Source organism: Candidatus Arthromitus sp. SFB-turkey (assembly GCF_001655775.1).
GTDB lineage: Bacteria > Bacillota > Clostridia > Clostridiales > Clostridiaceae > Dwaynesavagella > Dwaynesavagella gallinarum.
The window spans coordinates 1-25,656 of record NZ_LXFF01000024.1 but is presented as its reverse complement, the minus strand read 5'-3'; the positions used below and the strand labels follow the sequence as shown (position 1 = coordinate 25,656).

General features: G+C 26.8%; 24 protein-coding genes and 1 pseudogene. 5 read left to right on the top strand and 20 right to left on the bottom strand.

Annotated elements, in window-relative coordinates:
• Positions 1–6: 6 nt before the first annotated feature.
• The 7 genes from A6P36_RS04955 to A6P36_RS04925 all read right to left on the bottom strand — a co-directional run bounded on the left by A6P36_RS04955 (position 7) and on the right by A6P36_RS04925 (position 4,551).
• Positions 7–822 (bottom strand): TlyA family RNA methyltransferase, encoded by an 816-nt coding sequence (locus A6P36_RS04955; protein WP_066761558.1) that lies wholly within the window; start codon positions 820–822, stop codon positions 7–9.
• Positions 823–828: 6 nt separating this feature from the next.
• Complete coding sequence (locus A6P36_RS04950; RefSeq protein ID WP_066761556.1) at positions 829–1,698, bottom strand: polyprenyl synthetase family protein; 870 nt, start codon at positions 1,696–1,698, stop codon at positions 829–831.
• Positions 1,699–1,701: 3 nt separating this feature from the next.
• A complete protein-coding gene (gene xseB, locus A6P36_RS04945) occupies positions 1,702–1,908 on the bottom strand; it encodes an exodeoxyribonuclease VII small subunit (protein WP_242861664.1) in 207 nt (68 codons plus the stop codon).
• A complete protein-coding gene (xseA, locus tag A6P36_RS04940) occupies positions 1,905–3,107 on the bottom strand; it encodes an exodeoxyribonuclease VII large subunit (RefSeq protein ID WP_066761553.1) in 1,203 nt (400 codons plus the stop codon). The genes xseB and xseA overlap by 4 nt, the downstream gene beginning before the upstream one ends.
• Positions 3,108–3,111: 4 nt before the next feature.
• A complete protein-coding gene (gene nusB / locus A6P36_RS04935; protein WP_066761548.1) occupies positions 3,112–3,555 on the bottom strand; it encodes a transcription antitermination factor NusB in 444 nt (147 codons plus the stop codon).
• A gap of 144 nt (positions 3,556–3,699) precedes the next feature.
• On the bottom strand, positions 3,700–3,957 hold the full coding sequence (locus A6P36_RS04930) for a hypothetical protein (protein WP_066761547.1): 258 nt from the start codon (positions 3,955–3,957) through the stop codon (positions 3,700–3,702).
• Between the two features lie 132 nt (positions 3,958–4,089).
• A complete protein-coding gene (locus A6P36_RS04925; protein ID WP_066761545.1) occupies positions 4,090–4,551 on the bottom strand; it encodes a nitroreductase family protein in 462 nt (153 codons plus the stop codon).
• A gap of 230 nt (positions 4,552–4,781) precedes the next feature.
• On the opposite strand from A6P36_RS04925, the gene pfkB reads away from it, so the two are divergent.
• Both pfkB and A6P36_RS04915 read left to right on the top strand, forming a co-directional pair.
• Entirely contained in the window at positions 4,782–5,702 is a 921-nt protein-coding gene (gene pfkB / locus A6P36_RS04920) for a 1-phosphofructokinase (RefSeq protein ID WP_066761543.1), read from the top strand.
• Between the two features lie 9 nt (positions 5,703–5,711).
• Complete coding sequence (locus A6P36_RS04915; RefSeq protein ID WP_066761542.1) at positions 5,712–7,592, top strand: PTS fructose transporter subunit IIABC; 1,881 nt, start codon at positions 5,712–5,714, stop codon at positions 7,590–7,592.
• Between the two features lie 35 nt (positions 7,593–7,627).
• On the opposite strand, the gene A6P36_RS04910 is transcribed toward A6P36_RS04915, so the two are convergent.
• The 12 genes from A6P36_RS04910 to A6P36_RS04860 form a co-directional block, all read right to left on the bottom strand.
• Positions 7,628–9,214: an ABC transporter transmembrane domain-containing protein gene (locus A6P36_RS04910; protein WP_066761541.1), complete on the bottom strand. Its 1,587-nt coding sequence runs from the start codon at positions 9,212–9,214 to the stop codon at positions 7,628–7,630.
• Positions 9,215–9,283: 69 nt separating this feature from the next.
• Positions 9,284–9,862 carry an accessory gene regulator ArgB-like protein gene (locus A6P36_RS04905; RefSeq protein WP_066761540.1) on the bottom strand — a complete coding sequence of 193 codons (579 nt, stop codon included), beginning with the start codon at positions 9,860–9,862 and terminating at the stop codon, positions 9,284–9,286.
• Positions 9,863–9,864: 2 nt separating this feature from the next.
• Positions 9,865–10,023 carry a cyclic lactone autoinducer peptide gene (locus A6P36_RS07965; RefSeq protein WP_082917620.1) on the bottom strand — a complete coding sequence of 53 codons (159 nt, stop codon included), beginning with the start codon at positions 10,021–10,023 and terminating at the stop codon, positions 9,865–9,867.
• Between the two features lie 67 nt (positions 10,024–10,090).
• Positions 10,091–11,257, bottom strand: coding sequence for a GHKL domain-containing protein (locus A6P36_RS04900; RefSeq protein ID WP_066761538.1), 1,167 nt, complete (start codon positions 11,255–11,257; stop codon positions 10,091–10,093).
• Positions 11,258–11,390: 133 nt separating this feature from the next.
• Complete coding sequence (locus A6P36_RS04895; RefSeq protein ID WP_066761536.1) at positions 11,391–12,485, bottom strand: DUF871 domain-containing protein; 1,095 nt, start codon at positions 12,483–12,485, stop codon at positions 11,391–11,393.
• A 145-nt stretch (positions 12,486–12,630) separates the two neighbouring features.
• Positions 12,631–14,109, bottom strand: coding sequence for a bifunctional metallophosphatase/5'-nucleotidase (locus tag A6P36_RS04890; protein ID WP_066761534.1), 1,479 nt, complete (start codon positions 14,107–14,109; stop codon positions 12,631–12,633).
• Positions 14,110–14,111: 2 nt separating this feature from the next.
• Positions 14,112–14,921: a phosphonate ABC transporter, permease protein PhnE gene (phnE, locus tag A6P36_RS04885; RefSeq protein WP_066761533.1), complete on the bottom strand. Its 810-nt coding sequence runs from the start codon at positions 14,919–14,921 to the stop codon at positions 14,112–14,114.
• A gap of 10 nt (positions 14,922–14,931) precedes the next feature.
• A complete protein-coding gene (gene phnE / locus A6P36_RS04880; RefSeq protein ID WP_066761528.1) occupies positions 14,932–15,756 on the bottom strand; it encodes a phosphonate ABC transporter, permease protein PhnE in 825 nt (274 codons plus the stop codon).
• On the bottom strand, positions 15,753–16,505 hold the full coding sequence (phnC, locus tag A6P36_RS04875) for a phosphonate ABC transporter ATP-binding protein (RefSeq protein ID WP_066761526.1): 753 nt from the start codon (positions 16,503–16,505) through the stop codon (positions 15,753–15,755). The genes phnE (A6P36_RS04880) and phnC overlap by 4 nt, the downstream gene beginning before the upstream one ends.
• A 63-nt stretch (positions 16,506–16,568) precedes the next feature.
• Positions 16,569–17,609 carry a phosphate/phosphite/phosphonate ABC transporter substrate-binding protein gene (locus A6P36_RS04870; RefSeq protein ID WP_066761524.1) on the bottom strand — a complete coding sequence of 347 codons (1,041 nt, stop codon included), beginning with the start codon at positions 17,607–17,609 and terminating at the stop codon, positions 16,569–16,571.
• A gap of 669 nt (positions 17,610–18,278) precedes the next feature.
• Positions 18,279–19,163 carry a DUF4299 family protein gene (locus A6P36_RS04865; RefSeq protein WP_066761522.1) on the bottom strand — a complete coding sequence of 295 codons (885 nt, stop codon included), beginning with the start codon at positions 19,161–19,163 and terminating at the stop codon, positions 18,279–18,281.
• 22 nt (positions 19,164–19,185) lie between these two features.
• Positions 19,186–20,880: a PoNe immunity protein domain-containing protein gene (locus A6P36_RS04860; protein WP_066761521.1), complete on the bottom strand. Its 1,695-nt coding sequence runs from the start codon at positions 20,878–20,880 to the stop codon at positions 19,186–19,188.
• Positions 20,881–21,230: 350 nt separating this feature from the next.
• Here A6P36_RS04860 and A6P36_RS04855 point away from each other — a divergent pair, with 350 nt between their 5' ends.
• The 3 genes from A6P36_RS04855 to A6P36_RS04845 are packed head-to-tail and all read left to right on the top strand — an operon-like array spanning position 21,231 to position 25,090.
• On the top strand, positions 21,231–22,616 hold the full coding sequence (locus tag A6P36_RS04855) for a PTS transporter subunit EIIC (protein ID WP_066761520.1): 1,386 nt from the start codon (positions 21,231–21,233) through the stop codon (positions 22,614–22,616).
• A 48-nt stretch (positions 22,617–22,664) separates the two neighbouring features.
• A complete protein-coding gene (locus A6P36_RS04850) occupies positions 22,665–24,110 on the top strand; it encodes a glycoside hydrolase family 32 protein (protein ID WP_066761519.1) in 1,446 nt (481 codons plus the stop codon).
• A gap of 2 nt (positions 24,111–24,112) precedes the next feature.
• Positions 24,113–25,090 carry a carbohydrate kinase family protein gene (locus tag A6P36_RS04845; RefSeq protein ID WP_066761517.1) on the top strand — a complete coding sequence of 326 codons (978 nt, stop codon included), beginning with the start codon at positions 24,113–24,115 and terminating at the stop codon, positions 25,088–25,090.
• 41 nt (positions 25,091–25,131) lie between these two features.
• Here A6P36_RS04845 and A6P36_RS08220 read toward each other — a convergent pair.
• A pseudogene (locus tag A6P36_RS08220) lies at positions 25,132–25,656 on the bottom strand (hypothetical protein); the annotation flags it as partial.

Genomic DNA, 25,656 nt, shown 5'->3' with positions numbered 1-25,656 from the left:
TTCTCCTTAACTAAAATTCTGATTTTCATGTGAAAGTTCTACAATATTCCAAATATAATTTTCATCAATAAAATCATTTTTAGATCCAACACTCAAATGCACAAGAAACTCTATATTGCCATTTCCACCACGTATGGGAGAATATGACAATCCTAAAATTCCAAACTTATTTAATCTTAAAAAATTTAAAATCTTATCAATAACCTCAAAATGAATTTCTTTATCTTTAACAATTCCTTTTTTATTTACTTTTCCTTTTCCAGCTTCAAATTGTGGTTTTATTAAAGCTACAATTTCACCATCTGATTTTAAAAAACTTCTAACTTTACCGAGTATTTTTTCCAAAGAAATAAATGATACGTCAATACAAGAGAAATCACCTTTAACATCAAAAAAATCCTCATCAACATATCTAACATTTGTTCTCTCTAAAACAACAACTCGTTCATCAATACGAAGTCTATAATCAAGTTGTCCATAACCAACATCAATGGCAAATATTTTTGAGGCTCCTTCTTTTAGCATACAGTCAGTAAATCCACCTGTAGATGCTCCAATATCAAAACAAATTTTATTTTTTAAATCTATACCAAATTCATCAATGGCCTTTTTTAACTTAACACCCGCACGACTAACATATAAATTTTCTTTCTTACCAATAATTTCTATCTTAACATTTTCATCTAATTTTTCACCCGGTTTAAAAACCTTAATCCCATCAACTAAAACATTTCCACACATAATATTTGTTCTAGAAATTTGTCTAGAATTAAAAAAACCTCTATCGGTTAAAATTAAATCTAATCTTTTCTTTTCACCCATAAATTATCAAAATTTCCTATTTAACATAAATTTCGTAAATTCAACTAAGTTAGTTACATCTCTATCTAAAGAATTAAGTATATTTAATGCCTTATTATTTAAATCTTCACAAATCTTCTTGCATTCTTCAATTCCATATAAATCAACATAAGTAAATTTGTTATTTTTTTCATCACTGTTAGCAGTCTTTCCTAGTGTTGAGGTATCTGATGTTTTATCTAAAATGTCATCAATTATTTGAAAAACAATTCCTATGTAATATCCGTACCTTGAAAGTTTATTTATTTCATCATCACTAGCATCTCCCATATAAGCTGCAGCCAACACACAAGCTTTTATAAGTGATGCAGTTTTATTTTTATTTATATAATTTAATGTTTCTTCATCAAGTTCTCTTCCTTTTGTTATAATATCTACAACTTGACCACCAATCATACCATCACAATCAACACTTTTTGCAATTATAAAACTTGCATACAAAGCGTTAATTCCATTTTTTATGGAATACTCTAGCATACTTTTAAATGCTTCTGTTAAAAGTCCATCTCCTGCAAGCAATGCAATTGCTTCACTAAATTTTATATGATTTGTTAAATTTCCCCTTCTTAACATATCATTGTCCATACTTGGTAAATCATCATGTATAAGAGAATAGGTATGTATCATTTCAATATAACAAGAAAAGGGAATTACGTCTCTATAATTTTCTTTAAATAGAGAATATGTATACAAAAATAAAATTGGTCTAATCCTTTTTCCACCCATGTTCAAACTATAATTCATTGATTCATATATAATTTTATTTAACCCTTGTTTTTCAGAAAAAATTTTGTTTATCTCATAATCAACTTCTTGTTTTAAATAATCAAAATTCATATTTCAATCTCCCTTAAAAGACGACTCTATATACTCAACCTTACCTTCTAACTCTTTGATAAATCCGCTTAATTCATTACAAAGTTCAACGCCACATTTATACTTTTCAAATACAGCCTCAAGTGATAAATCACCTTTATCAAGTTCTTTTACAATTTTGTCTAACAAACTTAATTTTTGTTCAAATGTTAAATTTTCTATCTTTCTCAACTCTTTTCTTTCAAAAATTTACCTTTTACTTTTCCATCTTTAAAAATTAAAGAAATTTCCTGAGAATTTTTAATTTGCTTAGCCTTCTTTATAAAATTTGACTCTTCATCACAAATCAATACAAATCCCTTTTCTAAAATCTGATTAAAATCATTTTTTTCAAGATTTATTTTCAAATCATTTAATTTGTTTTTACTTTCCATAATTTTATTTTTAACGATACTATTTAACCTAACAAACAAATTGCTAATTAAAAATTTTTTATCTCTTAAAATATTCAAAGGAGAATACTTGTTTATACAAACTTTACTTTCAAAAATTTTATTTTTCAAAACATCTATGTAATTTTTAAAATTTTTATCTAATCTGTTTCTACAATCATCTATTAAAAAAATAATTGAATCAAAATCTGGTATACAAATTTCAGCTGCTGCTGTTGGTGTAGATGCTCTTAAATCACTAACAAAATCACAAATCGTTACATCTGTTTCATGTCCAACTCCACTTACTATTGGAATTTTTGATTTATAAATTTCTTCAGCTAAAATTTCATTATTAAATGCCCATAAATCTTCTATTGAACCTCCACCCCGTGCAATAATTATAACATCAACATTATTTTCAATATTAAAATATCTGATACCTTGTACAATATCTTTATAAGCTTCATTCCCTTGAACTAAAGAATTAAAAACTTTTATATTTACAAATCTATTTTTTCGTTTAGATACATTTAAGATATCTTGTATAACTGCACCTGTCGCAGAGGTAATCACACCGATATTAAAACAAATTTTAGGTATTGGTTTTTTATGTAATTCATTAAAATATCCTTTTTGTTCAAGATTCTTTTTAAGAATTTCAAATTGTTTATATAATTCACCTATACCTTGCTTCTCAATCATGTAACAAACTATTTGATATGTTCCTTCTCTATCATAAACCGAAATTTTACCAACAATATTTATATTTTCCCCATCTTTAATTTCAAAATCTAAATTCTCAACATACCTACTAAACATAATACAATTTATTTTGCACGTATCATCCTTTAAAGAAAAATAAATATTACCATTGCTATGATATTTTAAATTTGAAACTTCTCCTTCAACATTCACATTAGAAAGAATTATATCGCTTTCCAAACTAAGCTTTATATAATTAGTTAAAGACGTTACACTAAACTTTTTTAATTTCATAAAATTAATTTTCCTCTACTTGAACATCCTTTATAGAATTTAAAACTCCATTTATATATGAAGAAGATTTATCACCGCTATATTTTTTGCTAAGATTCACAGCTTCATTTATTGCAATTCTTGGGTCTAAAGATTTAAAACACATTTCATATGTAGCCAATCTAAGAATTGATAAATCAACTTTAGATAATCTTTCTAATTTCCATTTTTTTAAATTTTGTTGAATTAAATCATCAATTTTAAGTTGATTAAACTTTATACCATTTAAAATTTCTAAACAATATTCTTTGTTTAAAAATTTAACATCAATTTCATAATCATTTTCTTTAAGTTCTGATTCAAACTCATTTATAATTTCTTCGTAATCATCCATTTTATTCTCATAAAAATTCAACCCAAAAATAATTTGAAAAACTAATTCTCTTGATTTACTTCTATAACCATTCATAATAATTCCAAAACTAAGTTAATTTAATACCATTAACTTTACTCCTAAATTTTTAAAAACTATGTTTTAAATTATATCATAAAAATAATCATTTACAAAAACAGCAAACAAAAAAATGCGAAAGATAAAATCTTTCGCATTTTTTTAAAGTACAAAGCTAATTAACATAAGTGAATATCCTACAAAAATTACATTTGATATAATTCCTAGGATATTTAATACTTTTTCCTTATTTTTAATCAAATTGAACACAGCAAGTATAAGTCCTATAACTGACAAAACTACAAAATACATCATGTTTATAGAATAAGTTTGTACAATTTTGTTTCCCACTTGAGTGAACATTAAAAAGTTTGAAACAATACCAATAATTAAGCTTATAATTCCTAATGCATATTTCATAAAAATTCCTCCTCAAAGAATTTATATTTATTATTATCGACCATTATACAAAATTTTTAAAAATAAATATTCACCTTCCAGATATTACATAAAAAATAAAAATATATCAAAATTAATTACTTTATTTAAAAATCAAACTCGCTCTATTATTTCATTCTTTGGCAATCTTGATTTTGAAAGAGATTTATTAAAATCATCTTCTCTATGATATCCAACCGCAACTATAATTGAAGACGCAAAGCCTTTTTCACGAAGTAAAAATTCTTCATCAATTATCTTATTATTAAATCCTTCCATCGCAAGGGTATCCAATCCCATCGCTGCTGCTCCTAAAAGAAAATGTCCTAAATTTAAATACAATTGTTTATCCGTCCAAACATTAAAATCTTTTAATACTTCTTTATGTAAATTAACAAACATACTTCTAACTTCATGAGCACGAGTTTTAAAATCTGGTTTAATAAATCTTTTATCTTTATCTTCCACGTCAACTAAATGGAGAAGATAATCTTCATTAACATCAAGTCTTCGTGAAAAAATAACAACAGCACTTGCATCAAAAATTTTATCTCTATTATAATGAAAAATCTCCATTAGTTGCCTTTGCAATTTTTAAAATATCCAAATAAACACCCCGTTTTTTAAAAATAATTATTTATTATACAAATTCATTTTAAATTAATCAATTTGATTGATTACATATTTTTTTATATAATCAATCTGTTAATATCGAAAAAATATTAAAAAATTTTAAATATATAAAAAACATTTGGGTATATATATTATTAAAAATAAAATTTAGACCTTGAAAGTAGTGTGATGTAATGATTTATACAGTTACATTAAATCCTTCTATAGATCACGTTATTGAAATGAATGAATTACAAGAAGGAATAGTTAATAAAGTAAATATCGAAAACTTTTATGCAGGTGGAAAAGGAATTAATGTTTCGAAAATTTTAAAGGAACATGGAGTTGAAAATATTGCTTTAGGATTTATAAGTGGTTTCACCGGTGAATTCATTAAAAATAATTTAGAGCAATGCGGAATTAAAAATGATTTTATCAATGTTTTGAATGGATATTCTCGTATTAATATGAAAATTAAAACCAATGAAAATGAGACAGAAATTAATGGATTAGGACCTTCAATCTCATCTTCAAATATTAAAGATCTATTTAATCAACTTGAAAAACTTTCTTCAAATGATATTTTAGTTTTAGCAGGAAGTATTCCTCCATCACTATCAGATAATTTTTACGAAGAAATTATGAAGCAATTAAGTACTAAAAACGTCAAAATTATTGTTGATGCAAGAAACAATCTCTTATTAAATGTTCTAAAGTATCGTCCATTTCTAATCAAACCAAATCACAATGAAATTTCCGAGATTTTTAACAAAGAAATTAAAACAATTGATGAATTAATTTTCCACGGAAACAAACTTAAAGAAATGGGAGCTCAAAATGTTTTAATTTCAATGGGTGGAGATGGAGCAATTTTGATTACAGAGTCAAATGAAATTTACAGAAGCAATATTCCGAAAGGAACTTTAAAAAATTCAGTTGGATCAGGTGACTCTATGGTTGGTGGTTTCATAACTGGATATTTAAAAACAAATGATTATAAAGAAGCATTAAAGCTTGGAGCTGCAAGTGGAAGTGCTACCGCATACTCAGACGATCTTGCCAAAATTTCTTTCATTAATGAATTGTCTAGCCAAATTCAAATTACAAAACTTTAGGAGGTAACAATGAGAATAATAGATTTATTAGACAAAAAATCCATAAATCTTAATCTGAAATCTACTGATAAAACATCTGTTATTAATGAGCTAGTTGACTTAGTAGACGCAAGTGGAAATCTTAATAACAAAAACGAATATAAACAAGAAATTCTTGCTCGAGAATCAAAAAGCACTACAGGAATTGGTGAAGGAATTGCAATACCTCACGCAAAAACAAAAGCTGTTAAGAAAACTTGTCTTGCATCTGGAGTTAGTAAAACTGGAATAGATTATGATTCTCTTGATGGAGCACTATCAAATTTATTTTTCATGATTGCTGCACCAGATGGAGCTAACGACACTCACTTAGAAGTTCTTTCTAGATTATCAACAATTTTAATGGACGAAAATTTTCGTAGCTCATTAATAAATGCAAGCTCTGCTGATGAATTTTTATCACTGATTGATAAAACAGAATCTGAAAAATTTCCTGAAGAAGCTAAACAAAATGATTCAAAAGAAGTTTCAAAATTTCCTCGCATCTTAGCTGTAACCGCTTGCCCAACTGGAATCGCTCATACATTTATGGCGGCAGAAGCTTTAAACAAGAAAGCTTCAGAAATGGGAATCTCAATCAAAGTTGAGACTAACGGTTCTGCTGGAGCAAAAAATGTTTTAACAAAAGAAGAAATTGAAAATTGTGATGCTATAATCGTGGCTGCTGACAAAAAAGTCAACATGGCAAGATTTAATGGTAAAAAAGTTATTCAAACAAAAGTCGCTGATGGAATTCATAAAACAGAAGAGCTAATTAATCGTGCATTAAATGGAGATGCTCCTGTTTATCATTCTTCTGAGTCAGAAAATTCTTCCAATGAAAATTCAAACGAAACGGTTGGACGTCAAATTTACAAACATTTGATGAATGGTGTTTCTAATATGCTACCATTTGTTGTAGCTGGAGGAATTTTAATTGCTTTAGCATTCCTATTTGATAATTATGAAATCAATCCTAGCAACTTTGGATCAAACACTCCACTTGCTGCCTTCTTTAAATCTGTTGGAGATGCAGCTTTTGGATTTTTATTACCTGTACTTGCTGGTTTCATCGCTGTAAGTATCGCTGATAGACCTGCTATGGTTGTAGGTTTTGTTGGTGGATTTCTTGCAAATTCTGGTGGTGCTGGATTTTTAGGAGCATTACTTGCTGGTTTCATTGCTGGATATTTAGTTCTTTTACTTAAAAAAGTTTTCAGCACCCTTCCTCAATCTCTTGAAGGAATTAAACCAGTTTTACTTTACCCATTGTTTGGTACATTATTAATCGGCGTAATTATGAAATTTGCAATAAACCCTCCTGTTGCTGCTGCAAATAACGCGTTAATTGGATTTTTAAATTCTCTTGGAACAAGTTCAAAAGTTTTACTTGGAATTGTTGTAGCTGGAATGATGGCAATTGATATGGGTGGTCCAATAAACAAAGCAGCTTATGTGTTTGGTATTGCTTCACTTGAGTCTGGGAATTTTGGAATAATGGCTGCTGTAATGGCTGGTGGAATGGTTCCTCCTCTAGTAATTGCATTATCAACAACGTTCTTTAAAAATCGTTTCACAAAAGAACAACAAGACGCTGGAAAAGTTAACTATATAATGGGACTATCATTCATTACAGAAGGAGCAATTCCTTTCGCTGCAGCTGATCCATTAAAAGTTATACCTTCTTGTGCAATTGGATCTGCAGTTGCTGGAGCATTAACAATGATTTTTGATTGTACACTTAGAGCTCCTCATGGAGGAATTTTTGTTTTACCAATCATAGGTAACTGGCCAATGTATTTAGTTTCTATAATTGTTGGAGCTATAGTTGGAGCTATTATCTTAGGATTTTTAAAACGTCCTGTGAAATAAATCAAAAAGACTACGTAATTTTACGTAGTCTTTTTTTATAAAACTATTTTTCCGTCAACAATATTTAAAATATAATCAGCACTCTCATCAAATTCAGGTGAATGAGTTATAGCAATTATTGAAACTTTTCCTTTCAAACTCAAAATATATTTTGTTAAACTATCAATACTTTCTTTATCAAGATTTGTGAAAGGTTCGTCCAAAATAATTACACTACTATCTCTTGAAAGAACTCTAAGAAGATTTAATTTTTGTTGTTCCCCAAAACTTAGATTACGACTTTTGTCATCAATAATTTTGTTTCTGAAATCAATATTTAAAACTTCAAATAAATTCTCCTTAGATTTTTCATTGAATAAATTTTCTTCCAAAGACCCATGAACCAATAAAATTGGATAGCTTAAATACGAACTTTTCTGGAGAGATGAATCTAAACTTATATCTCCCTCAAAAGATTCAGGATCTGAAAATCCTGTAATGAAATTTACAAACATAGATTTTCCAGAACCATTTTCTCCTTTAACTACAACCAAACTATTTTTTGTAATTTTCAAATCATCAACTGTGAACAACAACTTGTCCTTATCACCTGTTGTAAAGAATTTTCCGTTTTTAATACATATCAACTCTTCTTGATCTTTATAATATTTTTCAAATCCTGATTTCTCCGAAGAAAGTTTTATAAAATCTCGTATACGTTCAATATGAGCTTTGTTAACTGACTTATAAATTAAAATTTGAAAACATGTATTAAGAGGCGATTGCAAAAGATTTGAAAATTGAAACATTAAAATAATTGTCCCTAAACTAATTTGTTTTTTGTAAAACAAATATGATGATAAAGCTAAAGTTAAAATCTGTAAAACTCCAGATAAAATAATTGGTATTTCTTGAGACACCGTTTCAAAAAACTTATACTTTGTTACAAAATCAAGATACTTATTACTTTTTTCATGATAAGATTTATTATAAAATTCATCAGCTCTAGAAATATTAATAGACTTTTTATCTGTTACAATTTGTTTTGTACCACTTAAAAAATTATCCTGCGTTGGTAATCCATTCTTTTGAAGTTCCGATATACGTTTACTCGGAGCATGAATCATAACATAAAACAATGGAATGTAAATCAAAAACACAATTGCAAAAATTGGATTTATAAATCCAGATACAACTATTAAAATTATTACACAAAAAATATTTCCTATTAAATTCGTATTAATTTCTGAAAAAATAGTTGCAAAGGTGAATGATGATGAAGTTACCAAATTAATATAATGTCCTGAATCCTTTGCTTGGTAAAATTTTTGTGGTAATTTTAAAACTCCTTCCATTATTTCTTGAGAAATATCAATAGATTTTTGTAATTGAATATTTAATGGAAACCATTTTACAAATAACAAAGTACATATTAATGATAAAATTGTTAAAACAAACAGCCCCACAATATAAAAAACGTTTTCTCTTCCGCTAAATTTTCCACTTCCCAAAACATCTATAAATTTTCCTAAAAGCACACTTGTTATAATTGATAGAATCATCGTAAAACAAATTCCAATTATAAGCCGAATGTGCCTTAAATTTATTTCAAATAATTTACCTGAAAACTTAGTATTTTTCACACAAATTCACCTCTCTTTTGACAAAATAGTAACATAAACCAAATTTTAATACAAATAAAAAAGAGAGGTTTAAACCTCTCTTTTCAAACGCCTATTTTTAATTTCTCCTAATACTAACATAATTGATAACACAAATAATGCTAATACTACACATGGTGACAACTCCTTTAATCCTACAAACCAAAAAATCAAACAACATAAACTCAATATAATATGTGATTTAATGGCTCTTTTTCTGAAAACAACCCTTTCAATATTATCAAGAGGCTTATTTTCATCTTCTACAGGAGATAATTTAAAAATTACTATACTTGAAACAGCATAAATCAACAAATAAAGTAATCCATTTAAAGGAATTATTTTAATTAAAAATAAGACTGCTATAATCATCATTAAAGAAAATACATAACACATTTTTGGAGTTCTTGCATGATATCCTCCAGCATACGGACGTATCATCATATAAAATACAGTAAATGCTATACTTTGCCAAACCATTCCAAAAATCCAGCCTACAATTATTACAGTTAAAAAATTATATAAATAAACAATTAACTGATTTAATCCATACGCATAAATTTCTCTACGTTTTTCTTCAATAATATTGTTTTTAATAAGAAACTCTGTAAAATTATTAATAACCTTCATTATTAAAATCTACGAAGATCCTTTGCTCCCTCAGGTAATTCTGGTTGATGTATAAATCCAACACAAGTTGTATTAACATTAAAAGCAGTTACTACAAATGATAAACTCGCAACTATAGTTCCTAATTTTACAAATAATGAATTTAAACATAATTTTTTCATAAAAATCTCCTAAATATAAAATTTTAAAAATCATTTTATATTTATTAGATTAATCTAACTTTTATTACTAAACTTTCACATCATAAAGTAACACATACGTTTCAAAATTACTTTTACTAAATTTTATTTCTAAAACTCCTTTATACTTATCAACAATTTCTTTAACACTCAAAAGTCCTAATCCATAATTATGAAATTTTCTTTTCTTATTAAATATTTTTGCTCCTTTTTTCATCAATTTTGTTTCATTAAATGAATTTTTTATATTCAAAATAATTGTTCCTTTAACATATTTAATTTTTACATTTATGTATTTTTCTTCATTTTTCAAAGTGGACTTTACTCCTGAAATTGCATTATCCATTAAATTTCCAATAATAATTATCAAGTCATTTAAATTTATCCTCAAATTTTCTTCAATAGAAACATCAAAAGTCAATTTAACCTCTTCATATATATTATTAATTTTAAAATTTAGCATAGAATTTATAACATAATTATTAGAATTTATATACTTTTTAAAATCAATTCCATCTCCAAAAATTTCTACTTCTCTTTTATAATTTTTAAGCTTATCATTTAAAAACTTATCTAAAAAACTTTTATACATACCATAAATAAAATTACAATACTTAAAAGTAAATATATTTAAAAAAAGTAATACTAAATTTAATATAATTATCAAATAAATATTATTTAAAAAAATAGAACCAATGATAATTAAGCATATTGATATAAATGGAAAAAATATAAAAAAAGAACAATATCTATTCAAAAAAATAATATCCATTTTTCTAAAATTTATTTTTTTTATATACATAAAATTATATACAACTACATATATAACACTATTAATAATTAATGAAATCATATTTCTATAATTATCTAAATTAACATCATAAAATCTATTAAAATTAATCAAAATTACTACACTTGCTTCTACGGAAAACAATATCAAATATATTATAAAAGCTACGGCAATACTTTTATTTAAATTTATACAATCGTAAGTCAAAGTAAATAAAAAAATACATAATATATTAAAACTTACAGTTATAACCGGATTACCAAAATTCAAAAATACAAGCGTTATTAAAACAAAATATAAACTATAAATACAAAATTCAATATATTTATTTACTCTACATTTTTCATAAAACAGATACATGAATTTATTGATAATATATGTTAAAAAAATATTACTCAATAAATATACAAGAATATATAAATCCAAAATAATCACCCCTTTTTATAACGCTTTATACACTAATAATAATAAAGTTGTAAACAAAAAAACAAGTACAAATATTAATTTGTACTTGTTTTGCTATATATTTGTCAAAAATTATATTTATCTATTTTTTTAATTAATCTTTCTTTCTAAATTTAAATTTCTGCCAAGGTTTTATATAGTCTAATAAAAATATTTCATTATCACAAACTTTTCCCACAACGTTAGACATTCCCGTATTTTTCATTTCCTTTAATGCAATTTGTAATTCTCCAGCATAATGACCATACTTACTACTTTCAATTACAATATCACCTCGTTTAATAATTTCAGGTGCATTAAATAATTTAAATTCATATCCTTTATATTTCAATCTACTTTGAGTAGAACGAATCATATTTTCACTTTTATCTCCACGATTAAAATGTAATTCTTTAAATACAATATCATTTTCAACTTCTGGTACATCTTTCTTCATTTCAACATCAAAAGTTATTAATCGCATATCTAAATTTTTTAAAGAATTTAATTCTTCATAACTTGGATAACAATTTGAAATTAAAATATCATCAATACAATCAATAGCTAAAAAATGTTTAATCTGAACATCTAAAGGAAGAAATCTATGCATCTCTAAAGTTGGCAACCCTTGAGTAACAGGCCATGGACCAAATGTATTTTTATTTTGACTTGTAACAAATGCAGCTGTTTTAATTCCATATTTTAAAAAACGCTCAGTGCACTTAATAAAATAATCTAAATTTAAACCACTATAAATATGTGGATAAAAATTATGACATCCATACAAATTATAACGATTTGGCATATAATCCATAATTGTATCAATTGTATGAACATTATTACTCATATTGATTTCAATTTTTAAATTATATTTATTAAATGTCATAATAGCTTCTTCATTGCCAGTAAATCCTATATCTAAACGAACACCATCAGCATTAATTTCATCAAAAAACTCAAGCTCATTATAACTTATACCTAAATTTGAAAATATATTTGGTGCTACATCAACAATTACCTCAAATCCTTTTGATTTAGCATATTTATTTATTTCAATAAAATCTTTTTTAATTTCATCTTTACTCTTATTAACCGATAACAAACATGAAAAAATACGTGAAAAACCCATTTCCGAAGACAAATCTATATAATCTAAAATTTCTTTCTTACTAGATTTTTCAGGATAAATTGAAATTCCTAATCTTTTCATTTTCTAAAACATCCTTTATAATTATTTTTTGTAATCCTTTACATAAATTTTAAAACAACCCCTTAACACATACAAGTATAACATAAAAATCTATCAATTTAAAACAAAATAGTCGTACTATTTTTTCAATAATACGACTACAAAATCAAGATTTTTTATGTTTCAATTTTTCTATATAAGATACAATAATTTCAAAAATTTCTTCCTTAGATTTTTCTATAACCTTACAATTTTTATACATATCATATCCACATGCTCCACTGGCTCTATAACTATTCATACATATTTTATAGATTTGTGAATTTTCAATAGGATTTCCATTAACTTTTATATTCGAAATACGTTCTCCAATATTTTTTTCATAGGAAATATCATATTCAACTCCAAGAAAATAATCAAAGTTATAATGCTCAATCTTAGGTTTCAAAAATCTTTCCGATATACATATATTTCCATCTTTAATATCAAAATATTCTGCCATACGCTCTAGAGCATCTTTTAAATTTTTTCCTGTAATTTCTAAAACCACCAAAGTATTTGGAAATGGATATGTCAAAAGAACATCTCTAATACGAACTTCTTTAGGAAATCCAGTTACTTTATTCGCAAAGCTTGTACAAGAAATATCTGCTCTACTAAATTCTATTTGTATTTTATTTATAAAATCTGCAAGCTCTGAACCATTAACGGCCATTTCTAAATGACTCTTAGGAAAAAGTTCTTTATCTAAATATCCAACTACATTATCCAACCAATTTTGTACACTATCTTCCTCATCTCTAAAAGGTAATTCTCTATCTTCAATTTCAATATCTTTTGATAAAATCATTTTAGAATTTATAATTTTTTCATCATCTTCTTTAAAAATATTTATTTCCTGAAAACTTAAAGAATTAAATAAATTTTGCACTACATAAGTACCATAAAAATATTTTCCTTCAATACCTACATGTTGATGTCCCGTTAATAAAATATCGAATCCAAGTTCACGACAGATTTTTCCACCAATATTTTCTCCAGACGTTTCTAATGTCTCTCCTGAATTGAGATCACATTCAAAACCACCATGATAAACACATATACTTACATCAACTTTATCTTTAATTTCCATATAGGCTTGCTTTACACTATCAAAAACATTTTTAATATAGATTCCGTTTAAATTCTCTTTACGCTCCCAAAAATTAACAAATTCTGTAATACATCCAACAACTCCAACTTTAAACCCATTTTTCATAGTGAATATTTTATAAGGAAACAAAACTTTATTTTGAGAATCAAAACAATTTTGACATACACAATCCGCATCCAAACTATTTAAATATCTTTCAAAATATGAATATCCATAGTTAAAATCATGATTTCCAATAGTTATAATATCATATCCAACCTCATTCATAATTTTTGAAATTATTTCGGGCTTATCTTTAAGTTTGCAATAATATGTAAAAGGTGAACCTTGAAGTGTATCTCCTCCATCAATAATAAGAGTATTTTCATCTTTATTAAATTTTGAAGCAATATGAAATAATCCCATAGGTTTTTCATTTCTATCATTATAATCTGTAGGAAAAAAATACCCATGAACATCTGATGTAAAAATAATCCTTAAAACCTGTTTCATTATTACCCCCTAGCCAATTTAACCCTAATTTTTGTAGAAAAGAATTCTATAATTAAAACAAGAACAATCAATCCAATTATAATAGAACCAACTTCACTCCACCTATAAGCATTCATTGCAAAAATTAGAGGTGCACCAATTCCACCAGCACCAACAATCCCCAAAACACTAGCATCTCTTAAATTCATATCAAAACGATATATTACCGTTGATATAAAATCTGGAAAAAGTTGAGGTAATATTCCATAACGTATTTTTTGAAAAAAATTACATCCACAAGCATCTAAAGATTCTAAAATTTTTGTATCTAAATCTTCAATCGACTCTATGTACATTTTAGAAATCATTCCTATTGACGAAAGAGACATTGTTAAAAGTCCTGCAAAAGGTCCAGGTCCAGTTACTCTAATAAACATTAAAGCATAAACAATAGACGGAACTGTACGAATCGCCATTATTATAAATCTTCCAATAACACTTAAAAATTTTGGAACAATATTTGTTGCTGAAATAAAAGCAAAAGGTATGGCAAGAATTGCCCCAACAAGTGTACCTAAAAATGCAATACAAATTGTTTCAAGTAAGAGATATGCAACACCTGCTGTTGTAAAATTAAAAAGCAACTGTTTATCTGGATTAAATATCCCCAAGAAAATATTTTTTGCAATTTTCAATCCATTACTTGAAACTTCATTAAATTCCACAGCTGTCCCTGACCAAACAATAAGCATAACACAAATTAGTGTTATTACTATTTTGATACCAAAATTACGTGGAGCCTTTTCATATTGTTTTAAAATTTTCTCATTCATACTAATCCTCCTACGTCAATTTATTTCTAAGATAATGACTTAACATTTCAATAATAACTACAGCTGAAAAAAGCGCAACTAATATCATACCAACACTACTATATTCTCTCCACCCTATTTTCTCATTTAAAATTAATCCTAATCCACCTGCTCCAACATAACCTAAAATTGCAGCATGACGAACATTACCTTCAAAACAAAATAGACAAGTAGACAAATACGCTGGTAAAACCTGTGGAATAATAGCATTAAAGAAACTTCTTGGCTTACTTGCTCCAAGTGCTTGAGCTGCTTCATAAGCTCCCATATCTACTGTTTCAATTTGTTCATAAAGCTTTTTTCCAACATAAGCAAAAGTAAAAATCGCTATAGCAACAGTACCAGCAAAAGTACCCAATCCAAATACATAAGTTGCTATTAAAGCAATAACAAGAGTTGGAAGAGTACGAATAATACTTAAGAATAATCTTGATATCGACAAAATAAACCTATTTTTTACAATATTGCTAGAAGCTATAATGGAAAAAGGTATAACAGCTAAAGAACCTATAACAGAACCTAACAATGACATTTTAATTGTATCAAACAAAGGCGTCCAAATTTTATTTATGTAATCCCATTTTGGAGGAAACATTTGCCCAATAATTGTAAAGAACTGTTTTCCTCTCTCTATTAATGTCATTAAATTAAATCCTGTAATTCTAACTGACACAACTATAGCGATAACTAACAATAAAATTATTAATGGTGTCTTTGAAGGGTATTCTAAAACTTCTTTTCCATTGCTTAACTTTAATTTGCGAGGCAGAAATAATTTGCTAAAATTTTTCTTCACGCCACTCCATCCGCCTTTCCTTTATAAATATCATCTAAAATCTCTTCAGTAACGTCTTCAGCTTTACCATCATAAACAATTTTTCCATCTCGTATACCTATGATTCTATCAGCATAATTTAACGCAAGTTCAACATGGTGAATATTAATCAAAATAGAAATATTCATTTCTTTATTAATCTTTCTAAAATCCTCCATAACTCTTCGTGCAGTAATTGGGTCTAAGGCTGCAACTGGTTCATCTGCCAGAATAATTTCGGGATTTTGTGCTAAAGTTCTTGCAAGTGCAACACGTTGTTGCTGTCCTCCAGAAAGTTGATCTGCTCTTATAAATGCCTTTTCAACAATACCAACTTTATCAAGGGCTTCTAAAGCCTGAAGTTTTTCATCTTTCGTAAAAATACTAAATGCAGAACGAACAAATGGAATATCTGGAACTTTTGCAGTTAAAACATTTTTAATTACACTTGTTCTTGTAACAAGATTAAAAGATTGAAAAATCATTCCTATTTTACGACGAAATTTTCTAAGTTCTTTTCCTTTTAAATTATTTACTTCTTTACCATTTACAGTTAATTTTCCACTAGTTATATCAATCATCCTATTTATAGTTCTAATAAGCGTAGATTTTCCTGCTCCTGATAATCCAATAATTGCTACAAACTCACCTTGATCAATTTTTAAATTTATATTATCTAGCCCTTTAACACCATTTGGATATATTTTAGAAACGTCCTTAAATTCAATCATAAAAATCCTTCTTTCTTTTTACTTATAAAAAAAGCAGGGAAAAACCCTGCTCAAATCCTAATTTTATTGTGCATTTAGTTCACGAATTAATTCTTGAACTTTTCTTTCATTGTCATAATCAGAAGATTTTGCAGGTTCATAACCTTTATGACTGTAAATCGAAATAACCTCTTTTCCTTCTTCTGTTTTAGCAATATTTATCATAGCTCTTGAAAGAGCATTTTTAAACTCATCTGTCATAATCTTAGAATTTTTACTTACACTAACCGTATCATTATAAATAGGAGGTGTTACACCAATAACATTAGTTTCTTCCCAAACCGATAAATCTCTTCCATAATCACTATTCCATTTATCAGCATAATCAATTCTAGCATCAGCATAAATAACAGCAATATCAACTTGTCCAGAAGCTAACCTAGCAACAGAACTTCCATAAGAATCAGATTGAACCTTATTACTTAAATCTGATAATCCTTTACCATAATTATCTTTCAACCAAAGTGTTGGATAAATATATCCAGCTGATGAAGTTGGACCAAGTATACTCCATTTAGCACTATCTAAATCTTCCCAAGTTAATTCTTCACCATTATTTATTTTTTGACTAAGTTCTTGTCCTTTTTCAGAAGGTCCAGCAATAATAAGTGATCTATAAAAAACAGCTTGCTCATCTATATACTCTGTTGGCATTCCATCATTCCAATCCTTTGGATTTTCAGAATTTTTACTTAAACCATCTCTTGTTGATGTTAACAGTACTTCCGCACCATCATCGTATAAAACATATGTACCACCTGGAATAAATCCAACATCTACAGTTCCAGAAACTAAAGCTTCACCTACAGCTTCATAGCTTGTCCCAACTGTAATGTTAACATTATCAACTGTATAACTTTCTTTTTCTAACTCAGTTTTCAACATTTCCTTTAACGGCTCTGTTGCTGTAATAATTTGATCTGGATCTTTGGAAGGTACAAAAGCTACATTTAGTGTTTCAATTTTTGAGCTATCTTCTTCAGTTGTTGAAGAACCCACACATCCAGTTAAAAGTGACAATGCTAATAAACTACCTGCCATCATACGTGTAACACGCTTTTTCATAATTTATCTCCTTTTTTTAATAAAAATAAATATATTGTCAAATCAGCAATTATTATTGCCTCTTTAAACACACTTTTAATTATAAAAAACATTATTCTGTCACACTCAAACTCTAAGACGCAAGATGAAAATTATCTAATTTTATTTCCGTCTTATATTCTAATATATGTGAATTCTTATTTCTATAATATTTTGGTAAAATTATTGTAAAATAATTTGATTATAATTTATACTACTTATTCTACATATTTTTACTAGATTATACATAAAATTTAAATTTTTTAAATCTCAGCTTTCTATAATAACTGTTTTATAAATCATGTAATAAATTTCATTATTGATTTGAAAACATATAAGAAAATAATGCTAAATTTTAAACAAGTTTTGAGTTTTTGGAACAATCTTTCTTTAAATAATCAATGAAACGTTTACATGAATTCTAAAATTATCGATATTAAAAAATAAGTTACTACTCCAAGTATAAAATATATAAAATATATAAAATATTTAAACATATATCATCCCCTCATTTAATCTACATACTATAAATAAATTATATTAAAACTCAATTTTTTCTTCAATATTTTTACAAATAAAAAAGAATACCCTTTTGAAAGAGTATTCTCAAATTAAAAATTCAAATATTAAACCTAAAAATATTTTTAACTTTTACATCAAATCTATTTTCTGTAAAGATTCTACCATTTCAAGCACTTCTTCATCAGACATATTTACTATTATGTGGTCTTTATCAAAATACTCAACACCTTTATCTAATACGTATTCAATAAACTCATCATACTTATATATTCCATCTATAAGTCTCGCTTCTCCTATAAAAAAATTAATACAACTATCACTAATTTCAAATTTATTTCGGTGTAAAAATATATTTCCTTTTATAGGAAATATACTTTCACAATCACTTGTAAAAACATAACATGCTAAAATCCCATCATTTGTTGGAAATTTTCTAAGTGTTGGTTTTGCATAATAAGAATCTCTGCTTTGTACATTATGTAATAAATCTTCATATTCTTTTAAATCAGTTGCATTTTTAAATAAATTTCGTTGTTCATCTGAAAATGTATAAGGAAAACACGCTAATTTATGAACGATCTTTGAGTCTTTAGAACAATCTTTCTTTAAATAGTCAAGAGAAACATTTAAAATAGTATTAGTTAAACCAAAAAACTTATCTTCATCTACTTTTTCATCTTCAAAATATATTTCCATATTTTTATATTGAGACTTTACTTCACGAATTATATTAAAAAAATCATCTATTTCAGTAGGTGTTGCTGGTACTATGCAAGCTAATGTTAATTCACCATTCCCAATTTCCTTAAAATCTAAACATATACCTCGTCCAATTTTTTCAGGATTATAAACAGTCATCATATCATCATACGTGTTATCCTCTTCTAAAATATAAAAATCATTATAGCTTCCAAAACTCAATTTACAATTTTTAAGTATTTTTTCTAAATTTAACTTAGGTATCCTTCTAAATAAAGATTTCTTTGCTTTTATAGTTACAGAAAAATATGCCATAATATAAACTCCTTTTTATCTATTAAAATTCTTCTTTATATTTATCAAATTCTCTTAAACCTTTAACGTTTTCAATTTTTACATCTAAAATAGAATCAATTTGAACATCTTTAGGAATGTACGCTAAATAATAATTTCCATTATCAACATTGAAATTTACAGCTTTTACCTCAATGTCTTCCATATCTTCCCAGAAATTATACAACGCATATTCTTCAATTTCTTCTGGTTTTTTAATTTCAAGTAAGTATCCATAATCTGCTAATACACAAACTAATAGAAATCCAAATAAATAAGGTTCATTTTTGCGTTCAATGTAATCTTCTACTTTCCACATATAACGACTTGCATGCTCAAGATTATACTTTTTATAAAACTCTTCATCACTGAGAGTTTTGTAATCAAGAAAAACTCTATTTGCTTCTTCATGGAATTGTACAGGAATTAATTTTTCCAATTCTTTATATTCAGAAATACCTTTTTTATAGTTTTTAAACATATCTCCTGTTTCTTCTGGGAAAAATTTCATTCCTTTTTTATAATGAACAAGATCATAAGTGTAATAAGGATTGTCCTTTAACGAACTATCATCTAAATTTAAAATTTTTGCAATAGCAGCATAAGCATAAAGACATACCCCTAAAAATTTTTCTCCAACATCTCCTGTCCAATCTTCTCCCCAATAATTTTTAGGAAATTCATTTTCTATGTAATCTATAAATTTTTCAGATGCTTGTTTATTATCTATTTGAGCCAATTGAATAATTTCTGTTAAAATCTTATTGTCATCATCTTGGAAATACTTTGAATTAAATGTCCTTTTAATTCCACAACCATTAGCAAGATAATCAAACACAATATCGTTTACTTTAGAAAGGTTACCTAGCTCTACTATTTTTTTAAGATTTTCTATAGAATCTTCAAATAATATTCCAAGTGCAAGTATATCCACAATGTTATTGCTGTGAACTAAATAGTCAATTTTTTGAAAATCATTGCTAATTTCTAAGTATTCCTTATGTAATTGATTTAAATCACTACCAAGTATATAACCGTATCTTAGTGCGTAAAATCTCATATTAATAATAGACGCATAAACCGAATTAAAAGCATGTCCCTCTGCCTGTTCTGCAACTTTTTTATATTCTTCTATATCACTTTTCATATCATCCCTGTATTTTTTCACTAAATACATATCACATCTACTATCTCTCATCAAATCAATCTTTTTTCTAAATCGTTTTCTTAAAAATACAAAATATATAATCATATATCCAATTCCTAAACCAATTGGTATGAGATATTTTATATTTAAATTTTTGAGATATCCTTCTAATGTATCAAATTTAGTTACAACCACTTCTTTTTTCTCTGGAATATATAAAACACGTAAACTAAGTTGTTCACCATCATTTTCAATTAATCTTTCTACTTCTTTTTCTCCACTTAAACGTCTTGACCATCTATAATTTTCACCATCAATCGACTCATAATGCACTGTATAAAAAGTTCTTTTAAATCCAATTCCCCAACCTATTCGGTATACATCTTCTCCTGTTGATATTTTTGTAGCTACAAATTCATGTACCCCTCTATCTTCATAAGTATATTTTAAAACTTGCTCATAATAGAAAAATGCTGTAAAAACTACAATTATAAAAGCAATAGCAAAAAACAACTTAGAAATAGAAAAATTATTATTTTTTCGATTTTTCATTTTATCAAACAATACCTCCTTAATTTTAAAAATTGAAATTTATCTTCTACTTAAATCTTTTGTAAAATAATTTTAAATTAATAACCACAAACTACAATATTCTACAATTTTTCCCTTCCAAAATCAATATTTAAACATTTTCCATTACTAACTACTAAAAAAAAAAGGAAGTATAAATTAATTTCTATACTTCCTTTTAAATTTAATTTTTCATTTAAACTTCAAAACTTTTTAAACAAAAACAATTTTATTTTAACAAGTAAGAGTGTTTACAAACATAATTCTTTTTATATAAAATATCTAATTGGATTTATATATAGTTACAAAAATATATAAGGAGGAACATCCATATGGATTATAAAAAAATTGCAGAAAGTATCGTAAAAGAAATAGGTACTTCTGAAAATGTAATTTCAGCAGCCCACTGCGCAACTAGATTAAGACTAGTTATAAAAAATAATGAAATAGTCAACAAAGAAGCTATTGAAGAAATAGAAGGTGTAAAAGGGGTTTTCTTTGCATCTGGTCAACTTCAAATAATTTTTGGAACAGGTATTGTTAATCATGTTTATTCTGAATTTGCAAAATTAACAGGTCAACAAGAAATTTCAAAAGAAGAATTAAAAAACGTGGCAACTTCAAATCAAAACAAATTAAAACAAATTATAAAAGTTTTGGGAGATATTTTCGTTCCAATAATTCCTGCCATAGTTGCATGTGGTCTCATGATGGGACTCACCGAAGCTATAATGTTTTGTGTTAATAACGGTTTCTTATCAATTAACACTAGTGCATCTTGGTTTGTATTCTTAAAAATATTTAGTAATGCAGCATATATCTTTTTACCAATTTTAATTGGATTCAGTAGTGCAAAAGTGTTTGGTGCAAATCAATTTTTAGGTGCTGTTATGGCAATGATTATGATACATCCAGATCTTCAAAACGCTTGGACCGTTGCTTCAGATGGATATCAAACAATGCAAAGCGTTTGGTTTGGACTCTATGAAATACCTTTAGTTGGATATCAAGGGCATGTTATACCAATCGTTATAGCTGTTTTTATAATGAGCATTATTGAAAAGAAACTTCACAAAATAGTACCTTCAACTCTTGATTTATTTGTAACTCCATTAGTTACACTATTTACAACAGGATATCTTACTTTAACTATAGTCGGTCCAATTTTTGTATTTTTAGAAAATGGTCTTTTATCAGGTGTACGACAAATAGTTCAAATTCCTTTTGGAATAGGTTCTGCAATAATTGGTGGTATTTACTCATCAACTGTTGTAACTGGAATTCACCACATGTATTCAATTATTGATTTAGGTCAACTATCACAGTACGGCTTAACTTATTGGTTACCAATAGCATCAGCAGCAAACTTAGCTCAAGGTGGGGCAACACTTGCAGTAGCTATAAGATCTAAAGACAAAAAAATAAAATCTCTTGCATTTCCTGCAGCAATTAGTGCCATGCTTGGTATAACTGAACCTGCAATATTTGGTGTTAACTTAAGATTTATGAAACCATTTATAGCTGGTGCAATTGGAGGAGCTGCTGGAGCTTTATATGCATCAATTGTAAATCTTGGAGCAACTGGAACTGGAGTAACAGGAATATTTGGTCTATTACTTCATTTACATGCACCAGTTCATTATTTAATAATGATGGTTATATCGGTTGGAGTTGCATTTTTCACAGCTTTAGCTCTTGGTTGGAAAGAATCTAAATAAATACTTAAAAGGTGTCTTTAATGACACCTTTTAGATAGGAGATATATTATGAATGCTTTAAATAGAGACTTTAAAAAATTAGTAAAACTATATAAAAACACTTTCAAAGAAAAAGTTAATGAAGATTACCATAGATTAAAATTTCATTTAATGCCTCCTGTTGGTTGGTTAAATGATCCAAATGGTCTTTGTGAATTTAAAGGAAAATATTATATTTTTTACCAATATTCACCATTCGATTCAAATGGTGGAACTAAATTTTGGGGACTATATACAACTAAAGATTTTATAAATTGGAAAGATGAAGGAGCAAAAATTTTTTCCGATCAACCGTATGACTGCCATGGTGCTTATTCTGGTTCAACTTTAGTTCATAATGATAAAATGTATATATTTTATACTGGAAATGTTAAAAACATAGGAAATCACGATTATATAAATTCAGGTAGAGAACATAATACAATTTTAATAGTAAGTGAAGATGGAGAGAATTTTGAAAACAAAACTTTATTAATGAGAAATTCTGACTATCCAGATAACTTAACTTGTCATGTTAGAGATCCAAAAGTATTTATTGAAAACGATAAATTTTATATGGTTCAAGGGGCAAGAGATAAACAAAACGTGGGACAAATTCTTTTATTTGAAAGTCATGATTTGAAAAACTGGAAATTCATAAACACTATAAAAAGCAAAGAAATTTTTGGATATATGTGGGAATGTCCAGATTTAATAAAATTAGAAAATAAAAATATATTGATTATGTCACCTCAAGGTATCGAACCTGATGATATAAAATATAACAACATTTATCAAACAGGATATTACTTCATAGAAGGAGACTATAAAACTTCAAATTATAAGTTAAGTGATTTTAATGAAATAGATAGAGGATTTGATTTTTACGCATCTCAAACATTTGTTGATTCTAAGAAAAGAACAATATTAATAGGTTGGATGGGACTTCCTGACATACAAGATTTATATACTAATCCAACAACTGAATATCATTGGCAACACGCTTTAACAATTCCAAGAGAATTAAAAATAAATAATAACAAATTAATTCAAATACCTATTTGTGAACTAGAAAGTCTTAGAAAAACTAAAAAAGATTTTAAAGTTGAAAAAACTTTAGTTGATGAAGCTTTTGATACTTTTGAAATAAATATTGATTTTGAAAAATCTAATGATTTTAAATTAATTATAAAAAAAGGTGCAATTCTCGAATATTCATCAGAGGAAAAATTATTTAGTTTAAGCTTTAATGAAATAGGGTTTGGAAGAACTAAAAGAAGTTGTAAGCTTGAAAGAATAGAAAATCTAAGAGCATTTGTTGATACATCTTCTATAGAAATATTTTTAAATAATGGTGAAGAAGTATTTACATCTAGATTTTATCCAGATAAAAATGTACGTGAAATAAACTTAACTGGTGAAAATTTAAAGGTTGAAATTTACGAGATGGGAAGCTTTAACATAAAAGGAGATTAAATATGAAAAAAGTTATAAGTATTGGTGAAGCATTAATCGATTTTATTCCAAATGAAAAAAATTGTTCCTTAAAAGAAGTACAAAATTTTGAAAGAGTAGCTGGAGGAGCACCTGCTAATGTTAGTGCTGTAGTTGCAAAACTTGGTGGAAAATCTAGCTTTATTTCAAAACTTGGAAATGATGCTTTTGGAGATTATATAATAGATATTCTAAATCAAGCAAATATAGATACAAATTATATTTTAAGAACTAACAAAGCAAATACAGGACTTGCTTTTGTTTCACTAAAAGAAAATGGAAATAGAGATTTTTCATTTTATAGAAACCCAAGTGCAGATATGCTCTTAGAAGAATCTGAAATAAAAAAAGAATGGTTTCATGATTGTCATAGTCTTCATTTTTGTTCAGTTGATTTAATTGAATGTCCTATGAAATATGCTCACAAAAAAGCTATAGAGTATGCAATGGAAAATAATTCAATAATAAGTTTTGATCCAAACGTAAGGCTTCCTCTTTGGAACAAAGAGGAAGATTGTAGAAATGCTATACTTGAATTTTTACCACTTGCTAACATCTTAAAAATATCTGATGAAGAATTAGAATTTATAACTGGATTTGATAATATCGAAAAAGCAAAAGAAGTTTTGTTTAAAGGAAATGTTAAATTAATTATTTTTACCAAAGGAAAAGATGGTTCTGAAGCACATACTCCAAATAAAACTATAAAAGTAGCTGGAAATGTTGTAAACGCAATTGATACAACAGGTGCAGGAGATTCATTTATTGGTTCATTTTTATTTAATTTACTCAAAGACAATATAAACATTGAAGAACTCGATAAAATAAGTGATGCTACATTAGAAAAATACTTATTATTTTCTAATTACTACGCAGCATACAGCACAACAAAAAAAGGTGCTATCTCTTCATATGCTACATTAGATGAAATAAATAACTACATTGAATCGTGTAAAAATTAACAAAATCTTTTTTAAAACAACTAGAAGAATCTAGTTGTTTTTTATTCATTATCAAATTGTCCAAAGTATTCTTCATACTCATCAAATCCTTCAATTTCTTTAATATCTACAATATCTATGTTAAATATTGATTTGATTTTTGAAGACTTTGGTATATACGCTATATAACAACAATTTTCATCTAAACAAAAACATACTGGCTTTACTTTTCTTCTACCCCAAAAATCCTTATAATGATCAACTTCTTCAAGTGCGTCTAATTCATCAAATTCTAGAATATACCAATTATCTATTAACAAATAAATTAAAACTCTCCCAAGTAATTCAGATCTTTTCTTTTGTTCAATATAATCATCATAATCTATTCGATCAATAAGTTCGTATTTATCATAAAAATCTTCATCACTAAGTGTTTTGAAATCAATTAAAAGATTATTTGTTATTTCATGAAATTTTGCTGGTATAATTTTTTCAAGTTTTGGATACTCTAGAATTCCTTCCTTATAATTTTCCTTTGAAGAATTAAGCATCTTATCAGTGGTAAATTCCATTTCATTTTTATAATG